We start from the raw sequence: 14,202 nt of genomic DNA, 5'->3' as shown, positions 1-14,202 counted from the left end.
ATGACATGTTAAAGAAAAGAGCGTTCACGATGATGGTAAAAACAATCTTCATTTTAATAATAATACTTACATAATTTGATCAATACCATAGCACCAAAATGTCTAGGACACCCACAACATTTATGATTTACTTAGACTGATGCTCTAAGAAATACTTGATTATATTTAACGCCGTTGTTAAGCAGTAGCCTTGGCAGAACGAAGCGGCGAGAAGACTGTCCGGTGGAGGGCTGCTAGACCCGGTACGTACTGCAACAATTTGTTAAATGTGCTCACTCCATTTCCCATTGCTCGAGGTCTGCTACCGGATTGGGCAACCTACCCTCTAACCACTTTGCACACGTTCCCGGCTTGAACTCAGGATCGTGACACTCTATAACCCAAGATAGAAACTCCGCTGGACCGCCATTCATGTATGGTGGTGGCGACACAGGATGAAAGGACGTTGGCAGACGTTCATTCACAGACAAATAGTTAAGTACATGCCCAATCTCTTGCACGGTTTGCCACGCCAACTGATGGTCGATGTCAATTGTGAACTTAACCCACCACCGGCCATCATCTGCCCCGTGACCGATAGTGCCCTCAATTGCTGGAACCTGCTGAAGGTACTCGGTCAGTTTTGTAAAAGCTCGATCATCCATAGATACACTTAACGCCCAGCTAACCGCGCAAATAAATATTTGATGGCGGTTTTTTTCGTGTCTTTGCAAAAAATGTGACAGGAAATATTTGTCTGGTTAGCCGTTTGTTATGCCTCATTATTGAACGCCCTATTAATCTTAGGTTGTAAAAACCAAACGCCTATGGGAGCGAACCAAAATAGAAAAAACGGACCGCTGTACTCAAAGAAACTTACTGATTCACCCTTCTGGTGAGTCATAAATTGTTTTGCAGTAAACCATAACCCATAAAACATACCGAACATAGAAGCTAGATGAAGTGGGACAAACCAAGCTGGCATAGTAACTTGACCATCTACGCTTTGCTCAGTTGGTGGAAAACCAACAAATAGCAACAGCAAACAATAAAAAATGGTTACACCGTAGCCTAACCTGTATATAGCCATATTTTTCCTTAAAGTTTCAGGTAGCCTCTGATTTGCTTCAGCGCCTACTGAATACATCCAGCCCACTAACACAAGCATCCAAATGAATGTAGTAACACCGTAGGCGACTTCATAATTTGAACTAATAGGAAAAAGAAACATTGGCGCTAACATTGGTAAAAAGACAAGAATAAATAATTGCCAAGCCTTCATTTTTAAGAATATTTTCACAGAACTCTCCTTAGGGCATAACGCCTTGCTCATTTGCGCAGCGGTTGTAGTGGATTTTTGTGCAATCCTGAGCGCAGCGAATGCACAAAAAGGAGCGTAGACCGCTGCGCAAATGGAGCAACTTGTTAGATGATTGCTGCCCAAAAAGTAAATTGCTCTCAATCATCCCAGTTATTTTCTTCGTAATACGCCTCTATAGTATCGGGCGACATTTCCATTAAAGGCTCCCCAGTATCGTAGCCCTGTGAGAATAAAAAGAACTCACGCGATGGTGATTCAAACTGCAATATGGCGCAACCTAAATCCATAAAATAAAGCGAGCCACCCTGAGCTTGACCATAATCTCCACTCTGATACGCAAGGTTAAGAGCTGCAGTAAGTCGATCCATTTTAAGTATTTCGTCACCAGAAATAATAAGGCTGTCTGCGTCATCTGGATATATTGAAAAAGCACTCAATTTTCCATCTTCAAAAATGCAGTCGCCAACACCGGAAATATTCTCTAGTAGCGATTCCACTTCAGCCTTTTCCATGCCAAATTTCAACATCCCAAGGCCAACAAAGGGTTCAAATATCATATTAATTTCAATTTCATTTCACGCTATATCTCTTATCGCACTATCTATCGATTCGCGACACCAATCGCTAGTTAGAGGTAACTTTGTTAGATGCCGTAAATGAGAAAAGCAAAACCAAGTGCACTAAAAATACACACCAATCGAACTGTCCAAATAGGCAGTTTCTCTCCCAAATAATTAACAATACTTTCTAATTTTCTATCACTCAGTATTACTATGGCTAGTACAGCAGCTATAGATAAATAACCAACAAAGCTAAAGACTAACGGATATTTCGCAGTGTTGGCTGACAAAATAAGTGAAACTCCCAACATAACTCTAACAGCTACATCGCTATATCTTGCTACCTTTGAAGTTACGAGATATGGCATACTCTCTACTAGTTTTTTCGGAAAAAGCACACAAAACATACTTAACAAAACCATCCCGAAAGCAATCAAAACTATGGTAATTTGCCACATAGTGTAGTTCAACTCAATTAACCTCTAACAGTTGATTCTGACGCAACATGCAATATATACCAGCGCGTCTGTTTTCTATCTCGATTCAATGAAGAATGTATCAAATATTATTAATAATCAATCGTTTGTCGAAATGTGATTTCTGGCTCTATCTCGGAGAGCTAGGCAAACCGCCGCTATTTTTTTATATAAACCGTTTTTTTACGTCGATTAACTTACTGTATCAATCATTCATTCTGCTTATTTAACTCTTTACTCAAACTGCGCATTTCTTTTCGCAAATGCATAATTTCATGGTAAAGAATTTCTCGCTCGCTGTGCGCTTCCGATAGTGCTTCTTTATCGGTTTTACCTTGCGCTATTTCATGCCGTGTTTGCATGGCATTAACCACAACCGCAATAAATAAATTAAGCATGGTAAAGGTTGCCACCAATATAAATGGAATAAAGAACAACCAAGCCATGGGCTGCTTTTCCATTACCGGCCGAACAATACCCATCGACCAGCTTTCCAGCGTCATAATTTGGAACAGGGTATAAAATGTTTTACCCAGTGTGCCAAACCATTCCGGGAAATTTTCGCTGAACAAGGTAGTCGCCATAACCGCCGATATATAAAAAATAAGACTTAACAAAGCAACGATTGCGCCCATACCGGGTAATGACTGAATCAGTGCAGTGACCACCGAACGCATACTGGGCGCAACCGACACCAATCGCAGCACACGTAACACTCTGAGCGCCCGCAAAATAGCAAAGGGACCGCTCGATGGGATCAGTGAGATGGTAACAATTATAAAATCAAACAAACTCCAGGGATCTTTAAAAAAGGCCAACCGATAAGTAAACAGCCTTAAAATAATTTCCACCACAAAAATACCCAGAATAATGCTATCCAGCGTATGCAACAAATTGCCATAAGCCGCCATAATGTCGGCATTGGTTTCCATACCCAGTAAAACGGCATTGATGACAATAATGCCGATGATTGTATTTTGAAACAGTGGGGTTTCTATCCACTTTTTAATGGACGCACGCATTACAGGGTTACCTTTCCAGACGAATAATTATCAATATAAATTTTTAGATTTATCAGCACAGGCGACCTTGCTTATCCAACCGGAATAAGTAAATGGCCAATCCTAATGCTCGCATAAACATAAAGCAGTAAAACGCTAACCAGAGACCATGATTGCCGATTAATTTTACCGAAAACATCGCAGGAATAAATACAAAAATCACAGCAAATAACATGCTGTTACGCATTTCTGTCATGCGGGTGATGCCAATAAACACTCCGTCGAGCCAATAGCTCCATACCGCCACCAGAGGAATGAACACAAGGTAGGGCAAATACTCTTTAGCCACCTGCCGCACTTCTTCAATGTTGGTCATGCCATTGATGATCATGTCACCCAATAACCAGTAAATCAGCGTGAACAATAAACTGCATATCAGAGACCAAAATCCTGAAATGGCAATTGCCGACATAAATTCCTGCCGTCTGGCTTTGCCGAGCGCTTTGCCCGCAAGTGCCTCAACCGCATTGGCAAAACCATCGAGGCCATGAGCCATTAACATAACAAAGTTCATCAAAACCGCATTTGATGCCAAAATCAAATCGCCAAGACTGGCGCCCACCGAAGTTTGAATGTAAAACACCGACTCAAGCGCCAGGGTGCGAATAAAAATGTCCCGGTTTAATTTAAGTAACCGGGTGATGGCGTTCCGCTGAATTAACTGAACAAAAGAATAACTGGCCGGTATTTTTTTGAGCCTAAAATAAACCGCAAAAATGCCCACCAACAAGCCACAATAATCGGCCACCAGACTGGCCCATGCGGCGCCTGCAACGCCCATATCCCAATACACAACAAACAGGATATCCAGCGCAATATTGATAATGTTGGACACCAGCAAGATCATCAGCGGCGCTTTGGCGTTATGCATACCAAGCAACCAGCCAACAAACACATATCGAAGCAACAGCGCAGGCATTGCCCAAATACGAATATCAAAATACACCGTTGCAAACTCGGTAACCTCGGGGCTTGCCCCCATAAAGGCAATGGCGACTTGCCACAACAAGGACTGCGACAAGAGAACAATAATGGCGATCATCAAGGCAAGCAGAACAGCATTAAACAACGACTGCCGCATTGCAAAACCATCTTCGGAACCAAACGCCTGAGCCGTTAACCCTGTGGTGCTCATTCTTAAAAAGCCCATGGCCCACATGATCATGGTAATGATCAAACTGCCAATGGCGGTTGCGCCTAAAAAGTGAGGGTGCTCCAGGTGACCAATCACAGCCGTATCCACCAGCCCTGTAATAGGCACAGTTAGATTGGACAGAATCATGGGGATGGCCAGTGCAAAGGTATTGCGATGCACAGAACGGTCTTGCAAATAGCGGATCAAAGCTTAGCTCTTCTTTTGGTTAGTAGGACTCAATGCTGTTAGTGCGACGGAGCGAGTTTGAGTTAACAGGAATGCGCCATAATACCATGCGCTAATGCAGCCCACTAACCGCGATATACCCGACATGGTGATGACAAGGGCAATCTGTGCTTATTGTGATTTTGCCAATCACTGCACAACTTTTAACAACAAGTCTTATGATGATCGATCATGGTCTACACTTAAGTTGACGTTTTATTCGCCGATATCTATAACAGGCAGATGCAACTTAACCAGCGTTTGCTCGCAAATAAAAGGAATTTAACGTGAATTTTTCCACTATTATTGGCGTAATCGCAGGCCTGTGTGTGGTTGGCTTTGTGATATGGCTAACCGCCCTGGACTCACTGGCCTACTTAAATGTGCCCGGTCTAATAATTGTTATCGGCGGTACTTTGGCCGCCACACTGGTCAGCTATCCGGCTCGCGAATTTCTTCGCATGTTTAAATTAATGGGCATCGTACTTTACGATAATCAACTGGACGCCAAACGTCAGGTCGATGAAATTGAGCAACTGGCCCGCAAATGGTTTCGCGATGACTTGCGCGGTGTTGAGCGCGATTTGGATTCCATTGAAAATACCTTTCTAAAAACCGGTGTTCAACTCGTTATCGATAAGACGCCTCTGCAAGATATTATTGATCTGTTGCATTGGCGCATCACACGGTTACGCGCACAAGAACAGGCCGAAGCGCAAATGTTTGTTTCCATGGCCGGATTTGCCCCCGCATTTGGTATGCTGGGTACGCTTATCGGATTAATTAATATGTTAACCATTATGGATAATAAAAACTTTTCCGAAATTGGCTTTCATCTGGCCATTGCACTGGTCACCACGTTTTACGGATTACTTTTTTCCAATCTGTTATTTAAACCCATTGCCACCAAGCTGGAGCGCCGCACCGAACGTCGGGTAATGCTTATGACCATGGTGATGGAAGGCATCAGTTTAATGAGCCAACGACGTACCCCATCCTTCATTCGCGCAACTTTAGAATCCTTTATCGCACAGCACGAAGATGAACTGCACGATCCGGTTAATCTGGAAGAATTAAGTGAGCCGTCATTGCGATCACAACGTCTGGTACGAAACGCTGAGCGCGAATTGCAAACCAAAATAGAGCCGCAAGATGGTTAGCCCGGTAAAGCACAGCAATAAATTGCTGCCCGTCGAGCAATTATTAACAACAAACGCGCAACAAAAAGAAGAGTCGTGGCTGTTGCCTTATCTCGACGTTTTTGTATTACTCACCATGATGTTTATTGTATTGTTATCCATGTCGAGTATCGACCTGTTAAGCTCCCAGTCAAAAGTGAATCAACAACAGGAAACCATCTCCCAGTTACAGCAAGAAATTGAACCGCTGCGACAACTGGAAATGGAAGGCCGAAGTTCTTTAGTGCTGCAACACTGGCAAGAAAGAATTCATCAGGTTCTGGACAGTCTGAAATTACGCGACGACATTGCGCTCTCTCTGGAAGATGAATACATCGCATTACAAATAGAAGATCGTATGTTGTTTGATTCCGGTGAGGCGAGTTTAAAATCCGAAGGTCGACAGGTACTGAATAATTTATTGCCGCTGTTTGAAATGGCCGCAGGAACCATATTGGTAGAAGGCCACACCGATAATATTCCAATCGAAACCAGTCAGTTTCCCTCCAACTGGGAACTGGGCGCCGCTCGTGCCAGCAGTGTGGTTAAATTTCTGGTCAGCCAGGGAATGGATCAACAACGACTGCGCGCCATCAGTTACGCCGATACACAACCCCGCGCCAGCAATGACACCGCCAGTGGTCGCCAACAAAATCGACGCGTGGCCATGCTACTGAGAATGCCTGATACGGAATAGATTTATAACAATCACTTCAATACTCTATATTAAAACCACGACTAAAATTCGACGCCTCCTGATATATATTCCTCATATACCGATAAATACTCACTATCCGTTTTTACATATAGTAATTCATCCCTACTACATGCATAGCTTTCAAGCAACTCACCCGTTGAGGATATTGGTTCAATTACAATTTCTCTACCTGAAACACTTTTTATATATCCCATAAGCAGCTCATTATGAAACTCCAAAGATATAATTTTGTCACTCTTAAAACTTTTTAATAGTGAATTAAATGTAGAAGAGTACGTCTCATTGAGTTGCGGTGTTTTTTTATTTCTAGCAAAAAACAGCTTTGAGTAAAAGCTGTTTGAATTACTCTCAACAATACTTTCAACCACTTTATATTCAATAAAAGCTTGCCCATCAAAGTGAAAGTCAACTGTTACTGAAATTACAAAGTAATCTTCAAAGCATGCTAAAACAACCCCTGATACCTCAGTATTATCTTGTAATTCGATGCACAAATTTTCTTTTAACAAGCTTGCTTTTATTCGTTGTGCTGTATTCATAATCTCCAAGCCTTTAAGTTAATAATGCCTTCTAGCATCACCTTTCTCACCACCCTGATCCTTCTTCACTCTCCGTTCACCCTTTTGATGTTTATTCTTATTACTTGATGACTTATTTTTTTTATGAAAATTCTTCTTATTAAAATCTTTGTCTTTCTTATTTTTCTGGTTGTCATCATTATTGTTATTTGGCGGTTCTCCGCCTGGTGTCGATGTAACATCAGGTGGTACCATTGTATCTGTATCAGGATCATAAACCCAACCAGATTCACTGTTCGACTCAGTAAAAACCAAATCCAGACCAAAATCAGCAACAGATGCTGCAAGTAAAACAGCAGCAATTGCATCAGCTGGGCCTAATGCAGGAGTATCAACTTGTGAGATAGCACCAGCAGTTACTGCTCTAGCACCAAGTTTAGCCGCTGCACGTGGAGTATTCGGATTTGTCAAAATTTTGAACGAAAAGTTTCTTGCGATTGCAGCTTTTCCATCTGGATCAATGAAGTTATACGGATTGTTATTTGCGTACACATATCGATTAAACGAATGTATATCGCGATAACGTATAGGATCAGTCGACATAAATCGTCCAGCATTAGGATGATACCAGCGTGCTTGCATATAAGTTAAACCAAGCGACTTATCCTCCTTATGCCCGGTATACCCTATATTATTGTCAACATCTTGATTTGTGAGCTGTTTACCAAATGGTTGATAATCTTCACGCCACTTCACATTACCAGCTTCATCAGTTGCCATAACTGGCGAGCCTAAATGATCAGTATGGATGAAGGTGATGGTTTTCTTTTCTGCAAAACCATTTAAGTGTATAGCAATTGCAAGCACTGAGAAAAATAACTGAAAAAACTTAGATAGCTTCATTTCCTTATTCCATTAAAAATAGCTATTATTGAAAAAACTGATTGTACACGAAGTTATTTAAGAAATATTCTTAATCTACTGAACTATTAAAAGACGAGATACATCAGACATAAATTTCAAATAACAAAAAATTTGTAAACCAACTACTCAATTTCTCGTTATCACATACAAGCATCTGAAAAATTCACCACTGCCGTTTTATTTCAGATGATAACGGGTGGTGGAAGCTCTCCTCGCTCAGATGTTTATTAGGTAGTCCTTTGCTCACCAATCGCATTGACTCGAGAATGAACGTTCAAAGACGTGCTTTCAAAAATGTACTGTTATAAACACACTGTTATAAACGTACGGTCGAAGTACTGGTTTTGAAACGTCCTCGAAAAATCCCCAAACCGATTGCGTGAGCTTTTTTATTCGATGTTATAAACGATAAAAATATTATGATGGAGTGGTTTACGCTTTCGCTTTATTAAATTGTTTTAAAATGCGTACTCTTGCTTTTTGATAGTTTTCGTCGGACAACCAACCTTGTTCATTCAATTGTCGGTGCCACTTATTTTCTTCAGCAAAATATTTTGAAGAAACCGGCAGTTTATTGGATTCAATTCGCGACTCCAACTGACTGATAAATGCCTTTAGTGATCGACGACATTGACAGCGATGATTCAATTTAATGAGAGCTGCTTTGCCTGATCGCGACAAGAAAAAAGACGATTCACGAAAAGAAAAGTAATGCACAAGAAATAACAGCCCGCTTAACCCGGCAGTACTGAGTGCGAGCCAATAGTCTTTTAGCACCACACCCAATGTGACAGCAGCAACAGCGGTTAACAGCGCAGCTGTGAAGGTTAGCCAGGCCGTACTGCGTTGTTTTTTAGCCGCAGGCTCCAGTAAACCGATATGAAAGGCGATCTGTGAAACAGTTTTACTTTGCTTATCCTGCTTCTGAATTTGCAGGTAACATTGATTGAATAACTGAAAGTAGTAGGTATATGCAGAAAATTTTGGTTTTAACTGATAATCGAAATCAATTTGGCGTTGCGCTTCTGGTGGTAGTATCAGGGCGCTGGTTTCAACCGCATCGCTCTGCAAAACAATATGTTCATTGACTGCATTCATTACTCAGGCCCTCTTACTCCAACTCACTTCAGTAGAACAACTACCTGTACGTCCAGCGGCTAATTTATCCTCTAGTATATTAGCCATTAAACGTTAGTATCTCTGTGACCGGCTTCAACAATTGTGTGTTTTTCGAACAATTTATCGCTGCCCGCGCCACAGGCAATGATAGAGCGCATCATGGTTTCTACTGAAGCATCGGGAATATACTCCACCAGCTCTGGCGGTAAATGATAGATATTACCCGATGTGGGATTGGGCCCTGTGGGCATAAAAATGGTGATGGTGCCGTCTTTGTGTTTAGCGGTCGCAATGGCTGTTACGGTGGTTGGGCAATGCTCACCAAACAACTTCACCTTGACCACTTCGCCACGGGAGAACGGTGACGACTCGGGATCGCCCATAAACTGCCCGACAATTTCTTTGATTAACCGATACCCCGGCGCAAGCTTGGCCAGGTAACCATCAAATCGTGCGTGCAGCCAGCGGCCAACGCCAGTAGAAACAAGGGTGCCTACCATAAAGCACGCCAAAATGATTAGTATCACCACCAATACATCCGCCAACAGTTCCGGCAATAAAAAGCGTGTCGACATATAGTTGGTAATGGGCTGAATTAAATCGGTAACAAAATAGAAGGTCCAACGAAAAATCAGCACCAGAATAACCAGAGGTAGCAATACCAGCAGCCCACCGAGTAACGACTTTCGAACAAATGTTTTTAAGTTTTTCATTATGCTTATTATTACCTGCTTACTATTTCAAACGGTTTACTGTTTAAACAGTTTATTAACAACACTGCTTAATACAGTCATTCGATAGTTGAATATATTACCCGAATGGTTCTGATCAAAATAAAAGTATGACGGATGTTTGTCCTTATCTAATTGTTCTTTCTTACAACCCTTCTATAGGTCTATCTAATCCGCTTCTTTATCAATCACCAGATCCACCATCCATTCATCCGCCATTGATTCAAGATGATTTTTCACATCCTGAAAGGTGGTGCCTTCGGGCAGTGAAATACTCAAAGTTGCCTTAAACAATTCACCGCCCGACATGGGCGCCGACTCAACGTTACTGGAAAACTGCTCGACATTGCCATTTAACGCATTAATGGCACCGGCTACTTCATAAACAATACCCGGTTTGTCATTACCCACCAATTGAATACTCATTTGTTCGCTGCGTGTTTGCGGTTCAACCGCTTCACAGGTGACCGTTAAACCATTGTGGCTTAACTGAGACAATGCTTTGATGGCGGAATCTGTATTTTCACTGTCAAATTCGGCCAACACCAAACCGGAGAACTTGCCGCCAAGATGCGACAATCGACTTTCCAGCCAGTTTCCATTCTGTTGTTTTATCGTATCCGAGACGAGTTTCACCAAACCCGGACGATCGTGCCCAAGAACTGTTACCAGTAGCTTCATTTTCATAGCCTGCTCCCTTTAATGGTTGTTACAATACTAACACGAGTTAATTTATCGAGCCTGTGTATGAGCTTAGCCAAACTTCAGCTAAAAAAGAACGAAGAAAAACGTATTAAAAGCGGTCACCTTTGGGTTTACAGTAATGAAGTGGACACCAACGCCACGCCTCTCAAGTCTTTTTCTGTCGGTCAGCAAGTACTGATTGAGTCAGCACAGGGAAAACCACTGGGGGTCGGGTACATAAACCCAAATAACCTCTTATGCGCCCGACTGGTAAACCGCGACTACAAACGGGGGTTGGATAAATCCTTGTTTGTGCATCGTTTCAAAATAGCCCAGTCGCTGCGGGAACGCGTTTTTGACAAACCCTTCTATCGACTGGTGTACGGAGAAAGCGATGGCTTACCGGGACTGATTGTTGATCGCTTTGCCAATCATCTGGTCGTGCAAATCACTACCGCAGGCATGGAAGCGTTAAAAACAGACATCATTGAAGCCTTAATCAAAGTCTGTAAGCCGGAGTCCATTTTATTACGCAATGACAGCAACGCCCGCAAAGCCGAGTCGCTGAGCAATGTTATAGAACAAGCTCATGGTGTAACGCCCGACAGTCTGCAAATAGAAGAAAATGATACTCAGTTTGTTATCCACCCACATACTGGTCAGAAAACGGGCTGGTTCTACGATCACCGTGTGAGCCGTCAACAAATTGCAAAGTATGCCAAAGGTCAACGAGTTCTGGATGTGTTCAGTTATATTGGTGCCTTTGGTATTCAAATGGCCAAACACGGTGCCAGTGAATTGTGGTCGATAGATATTTCGGCCAAGGCATTGGATGAACTGGATCAAAACGCTGCTCTAAATGGCATTCAAGACATAACCACCTGTGTTGAAGGTGATGCTTATACCGCCATGACAGAATTAAAACAGCAAGGCGAAAAATTTGATGTGGTGATTGTTGATCCACCTGCATTCATTAAAAAGAAAAAAGATCATAAAGCAGGATTAAATGCTTATAGAAAAGTAAACGAAGCGGCTATCCGATTGTTAAACCGCGATGGCATCTTGTTATCCGCCTCATGTTCCATGCATTTAAAATCCAATGAACTGCAAGGCTGCATACGGGGCGCAGGACGTCATCTGGATAAAACGGTACAGATAATCGAACAATGTCATCAGGGGCAGGATCATCCCATTCATCCGGCTATTGATGAAACACGTTATATAAAGGGATTTATTTCTCGGGTGCTATCGGCCTGATCAATCTTGTCAGTATATTAGTACTATTTAACAGACGTAAACTCACATTTTCCAAGGTCAATCCGATACTTGGTGCTGACAACAGGCGCCAAGTATGTCTTTGATTTCGTTTTCACTAAAGGGTTTATTCACTTGCGCATCCATGCCTGACTGTTCTATTTTTTCAAAATGCTCTTCGTAAACATGGGCTGTCACGGCAACAATCGGGGTTCGTGATAGTGAATTTGTTTTTTCAAAATTGCGGATCTGTTGTGTAGCCTCGTAACCATCCATTACCGGCATTTCACAGTCCATTAATATCACATCAATGGACTGATGATGCTGTTGATAATACTCAAACGCTAACTTACCATTATTTTGATGCGAAATTTGATGCCCCATTTTCTTTAACATATTTTTCAGCACTAATAAGTTTACCGGATTATCTTCCGCCACCAGCACACGCAAAGAACCAATAGTTGGACTTTTCTCAGTATGTTTTTTTGACAGTGACTGAATAGGCGCAAACGGTAATGAGACAAAAAAGCAACTGCCAACGCCAACTTCTGATTCAACGCCAATGGTTCCGCCTAAATTTTTCACCAACATGGATGTTATATGCAGCCCCAGTCCTGTGCCTGTTTTTAGCTCATCTTTTCCCGTAACCACTTGTTCAAAGGGTTCAAATATTTTTGATAAATGTGATGTTTCAATGCCTCGTCCCGTGTCAAATACCGAGAGCAATAAGTTGTTTTTATCAACATCGATATTAAGAGTGATTTTTCCTTGCTCTGTAAATTTCAGACTATTGCCTAATAAATTAGTTAAAATTTGTTTTACCCGATGCTGATCAATCTTAATATATTCCGGTAACTGTTCACTTTTAATGTACTCTGTTTTAATGCCCTTCTCTTCTATTTGCAATTTAAAAAACTGCCAAACTTCAGAAATCATAAGTTCCAGTTCGACTTCTTCAGCGCTAACTTTAATCGACTTATTGTTTAACCTGGAAATTTCGAGCAAATCATTAACCACACTTACCAAAGCCTGACCACTGTTATACAGTACGTCATTGAGTTTTTTGCCTTCTTCATCTTTAACATGATCACGAAGCATATTACTGATGCCTAAAATACCATTCAGTGGCGTTCGCATTTCATGACTCACACGAGCAAGCAGTTCAGACTTGGCTTTATTTTGCGCCTCTGCCAACTGTTGTTTACTGCGCTGAATGCCTATTCGTAGTGATAACAACCAGGCAAAAAATAAAAATTGAATCACCAGCGATAACTTTAACATTGGAAACGTATCGGCCAGTGAAAATGGATAAAAATTTAGCGCACCTAATGCGATATAGATCAGCCAAAGAACCCAAACACTCCAGCCAATAAAAAAGTATCTTGAAAACACCGTTTTTTTATACAAAGCCAGATACCCACTTAATATAAAAATATACAAACTGCTTATAACTGTCATTAGCAATGCACCGGTTATCCATGTAGCCGGATCAACAAACATGCGCATGATGATCCAGGCTATCCCAATACCAGTTACAGAATGGTTAAGCCATTTTCCATATTTAATATTTCGGCTCACTCGCAAAAAGTACGACATAAACCAGACACTGCTCAGTACCATAAACATTATGGTGAGCTGTGACAGTGGGAAGATATAATCTGAAACACCGTCGAATATTAAAAACGTGTAACCTTCGATGAATAGAAACAGAGACAAGGTAGACAAAATAAACAAAGAATAATAAAAGTAGGTTAAATCACGACCGCCAAGAAAAAACAGTGCGTGGTAAATCACTAGTGCAATAAGTAATCCAAAAAACAACATGTCAAAACCAAACTTCCGCATGTTATCAGCCGCCATTTCATCATAAGGCGCAACGCTGGATTTAACATCAAAAAATCCTTTATGTCGGGTACGAATATAAATATCAACCGACTCACTGCCTTCGAATTGAAGTTCAAAGTTTAAATTTGGCCCCCAAAGTTTACGGCCTTGTGAGACAGGATAATCAGCCCCCAGTAACCGATTAAACTTACGACCATCGGAATATTCCAACCAGACATCCATTAATCGCAATCCATTACTGGAAAACTGAAATAACCATCGTGACAATTCTGTGCGGTTGTTTAGTGTTAACTTAAACCAATGCTCCTGACGGATCACACCAAGCGAAGTTTTATCGCCAGAAAGTGTTTGCCAATTTAAAGTGGAGTCCTGCTTAATTTGTTCAAGAGACTTGGACGAATCGGCGCTTGTCCAATTAAAATTTGAGCCCACACTGTAGTGCTCTGTCTGTGACAGTGTAAGCTCGCTGGCAAT

At 41.6% G+C, this 14,202-nt stretch carries 15 protein-coding genes; 3 read left to right on the top strand and 12 right to left on the bottom strand.

The annotated features are described in order from the left end of the window. Positions 1-272: 272 nt before the first annotated feature. The 6 genes from C8D97_RS06880 to C8D97_RS06855 form a co-directional block, all read right to left on the bottom strand. On the bottom strand, positions 273-644 hold the full coding sequence (locus C8D97_RS06880) for a hypothetical protein (RefSeq protein ID WP_109763014.1): 372 nt from the start codon (positions 642-644) through the stop codon (positions 273-275). Positions 645-751: 107 nt separating this feature from the next. Continuing rightward, positions 752-1,279 (bottom strand): hypothetical protein, encoded by a 528-nt coding sequence (locus C8D97_RS06875; protein ID WP_109763013.1) that lies wholly within the window; start codon positions 1,277-1,279, stop codon positions 752-754. A gap of 158 nt (positions 1,280-1,437) precedes the next feature. Next, positions 1,438-1,857: a hypothetical protein gene (locus C8D97_RS06870; protein WP_210204877.1), complete on the bottom strand. Its 420-nt coding sequence runs from the start codon at positions 1,855-1,857 to the stop codon at positions 1,438-1,440. A gap of 86 nt (positions 1,858-1,943) precedes the next feature. After that, the gene (locus tag C8D97_RS06865) at positions 1,944-2,318 is read right to left on the bottom strand and encodes a hypothetical protein (RefSeq protein ID WP_109763011.1); all 375 of its coding nucleotides are present in this window, start codon (positions 2,316-2,318) and stop codon (positions 1,944-1,946) included. 227 nt (positions 2,319-2,545) lie between these two features. After that, positions 2,546-3,358 (bottom strand): ion transporter, encoded by an 813-nt coding sequence (locus tag C8D97_RS06860; protein ID WP_109763010.1) that lies wholly within the window; start codon positions 3,356-3,358, stop codon positions 2,546-2,548. Positions 3,359-3,410: 52 nt separating this feature from the next. Continuing rightward, complete coding sequence (locus C8D97_RS06855; protein WP_146196098.1) at positions 3,411-4,712, bottom strand: MATE family efflux transporter; 1,302 nt, start codon at positions 4,710-4,712, stop codon at positions 3,411-3,413. A gap of 332 nt (positions 4,713-5,044) precedes the next feature. Here C8D97_RS06855 and C8D97_RS06850 point away from each other — a divergent pair, with 332 nt between their 5' ends. Together C8D97_RS06850 and C8D97_RS06845 are read left to right on the top strand one after the other, a co-directional pair. After that, on the top strand, positions 5,045-5,917 hold the full coding sequence (locus C8D97_RS06850) for a motility protein A (protein WP_109763008.1): 873 nt from the start codon (positions 5,045-5,047) through the stop codon (positions 5,915-5,917). Then, positions 5,910-6,632 (top strand): OmpA/MotB family protein, encoded by a 723-nt coding sequence (locus tag C8D97_RS06845; protein WP_109763007.1) that lies wholly within the window; start codon positions 5,910-5,912, stop codon positions 6,630-6,632. The genes C8D97_RS06850 and C8D97_RS06845 overlap by 8 nt, the downstream gene beginning before the upstream one ends. Before the next feature lie 41 nt (positions 6,633-6,673). On the opposite strand, the gene C8D97_RS06840 is transcribed toward C8D97_RS06845, so the two are convergent. The 5 genes from C8D97_RS06840 to C8D97_RS06820 form a co-directional block, all read right to left on the bottom strand. Beyond that, complete coding sequence (locus tag C8D97_RS06840; protein WP_109763006.1) at positions 6,674-7,192, bottom strand: hypothetical protein; 519 nt, start codon at positions 7,190-7,192, stop codon at positions 6,674-6,676. A gap of 18 nt (positions 7,193-7,210) precedes the next feature. Further along, positions 7,211-8,074, bottom strand: coding sequence for an RHS repeat domain-containing protein (locus C8D97_RS06835; RefSeq protein WP_109763005.1), 864 nt, complete (start codon positions 8,072-8,074; stop codon positions 7,211-7,213). Between the two features lie 453 nt (positions 8,075-8,527). Further along, positions 8,528-9,193: a hypothetical protein gene (locus tag C8D97_RS06830; RefSeq protein WP_109763004.1), complete on the bottom strand. Its 666-nt coding sequence runs from the start codon at positions 9,191-9,193 to the stop codon at positions 8,528-8,530. 86 nt (positions 9,194-9,279) lie between these two features. Continuing rightward, positions 9,280-9,927: a DUF502 domain-containing protein gene (locus tag C8D97_RS06825; RefSeq protein ID WP_109763003.1), complete on the bottom strand. Its 648-nt coding sequence runs from the start codon at positions 9,925-9,927 to the stop codon at positions 9,280-9,282. A 186-nt stretch (positions 9,928-10,113) separates the two neighbouring features. Beyond that, the gene (locus C8D97_RS06820; protein WP_109763002.1) at positions 10,114-10,632 is read right to left on the bottom strand and encodes a glycine cleavage system transcriptional repressor; all 519 of its coding nucleotides are present in this window, start codon (positions 10,630-10,632) and stop codon (positions 10,114-10,116) included. Between the two features lie 60 nt (positions 10,633-10,692). Between C8D97_RS06820 and C8D97_RS06815 the strand changes: the two genes are divergently transcribed. After that, complete coding sequence (locus C8D97_RS06815; protein ID WP_109763001.1) at positions 10,693-11,886, top strand: class I SAM-dependent rRNA methyltransferase; 1,194 nt, start codon at positions 10,693-10,695, stop codon at positions 11,884-11,886. Positions 11,887-11,943: 57 nt separating this feature from the next. Here C8D97_RS06815 and C8D97_RS06810 read toward each other — a convergent pair whose 3' ends face one another. Beyond that, complete coding sequence (locus tag C8D97_RS06810) at positions 11,944-14,160, bottom strand: hybrid sensor histidine kinase/response regulator (protein ID WP_170115169.1); 2,217 nt, start codon at positions 14,158-14,160, stop codon at positions 11,944-11,946. Positions 14,161-14,202 lie beyond the last annotated feature (42 nt).

The organism is Pleionea mediterranea (assembly GCF_003148745.1).
GTDB classification, from domain to species: domain Bacteria; phylum Pseudomonadota; class Gammaproteobacteria; order Enterobacterales; family Kangiellaceae; genus Pleionea; species Pleionea mediterranea.
This window is presented reverse-complemented; position numbering and strand designations above follow the sequence as displayed.

Excerpts from the sequence above, each read along its gene's own strand:
- C8D97_RS06880 (WP_109763014.1), bottom strand. The coding sequence starts at position 644 with ATGGATGATCGAGCTTTTACAAAACTGACCGAGTACCTTCAGCAGGTT.
- C8D97_RS06860 (WP_109763010.1), bottom strand. The coding sequence starts at position 3,358 with ATGCGTGCGTCCATTAAAAAGTGGATAGAAACCCCACTGTTTCAAAAT.
- C8D97_RS06865 (WP_109763011.1), bottom strand. The coding sequence starts at position 2,318 with ATGTGGCAAATTACCATAGTTTTGATTGCTTTCGGGATGGTTTTGTTA.
- C8D97_RS06870 (WP_210204877.1), bottom strand. The coding sequence starts at position 1,857 with ATGATATTTGAACCCTTTGTTGGCCTTGGGATGTTGAAATTTGGCATG.
- C8D97_RS06825 (WP_109763003.1), bottom strand. The coding sequence starts at position 9,927 with ATGAAAAACTTAAAAACATTTGTTCGAAAGTCGTTACTCGGTGGGCTG.
- C8D97_RS06845 (WP_109763007.1), top strand. The coding sequence starts at position 5,910 with ATGGTTAGCCCGGTAAAGCACAGCAATAAATTGCTGCCCGTCGAGCAA.
- C8D97_RS06830 (WP_109763004.1), bottom strand. The coding sequence starts at position 9,193 with ATGAATGCAGTCAATGAACATATTGTTTTGCAGAGCGATGCGGTTGAA.
- C8D97_RS06820 (WP_109763002.1), bottom strand. The coding sequence starts at position 10,632 with ATGAAAATGAAGCTACTGGTAACAGTTCTTGGGCACGATCGTCCGGGT.
- C8D97_RS06840 (WP_109763006.1), bottom strand. The coding sequence starts at position 7,192 with ATGAATACAGCACAACGAATAAAAGCAAGCTTGTTAAAAGAAAATTTG.
- C8D97_RS06835 (WP_109763005.1), bottom strand. The coding sequence starts at position 8,074 with ATGAAGCTATCTAAGTTTTTTCAGTTATTTTTCTCAGTGCTTGCAATT.
- C8D97_RS06815 (WP_109763001.1), top strand. The coding sequence starts at position 10,693 with ATGAGCTTAGCCAAACTTCAGCTAAAAAAGAACGAAGAAAAACGTATT.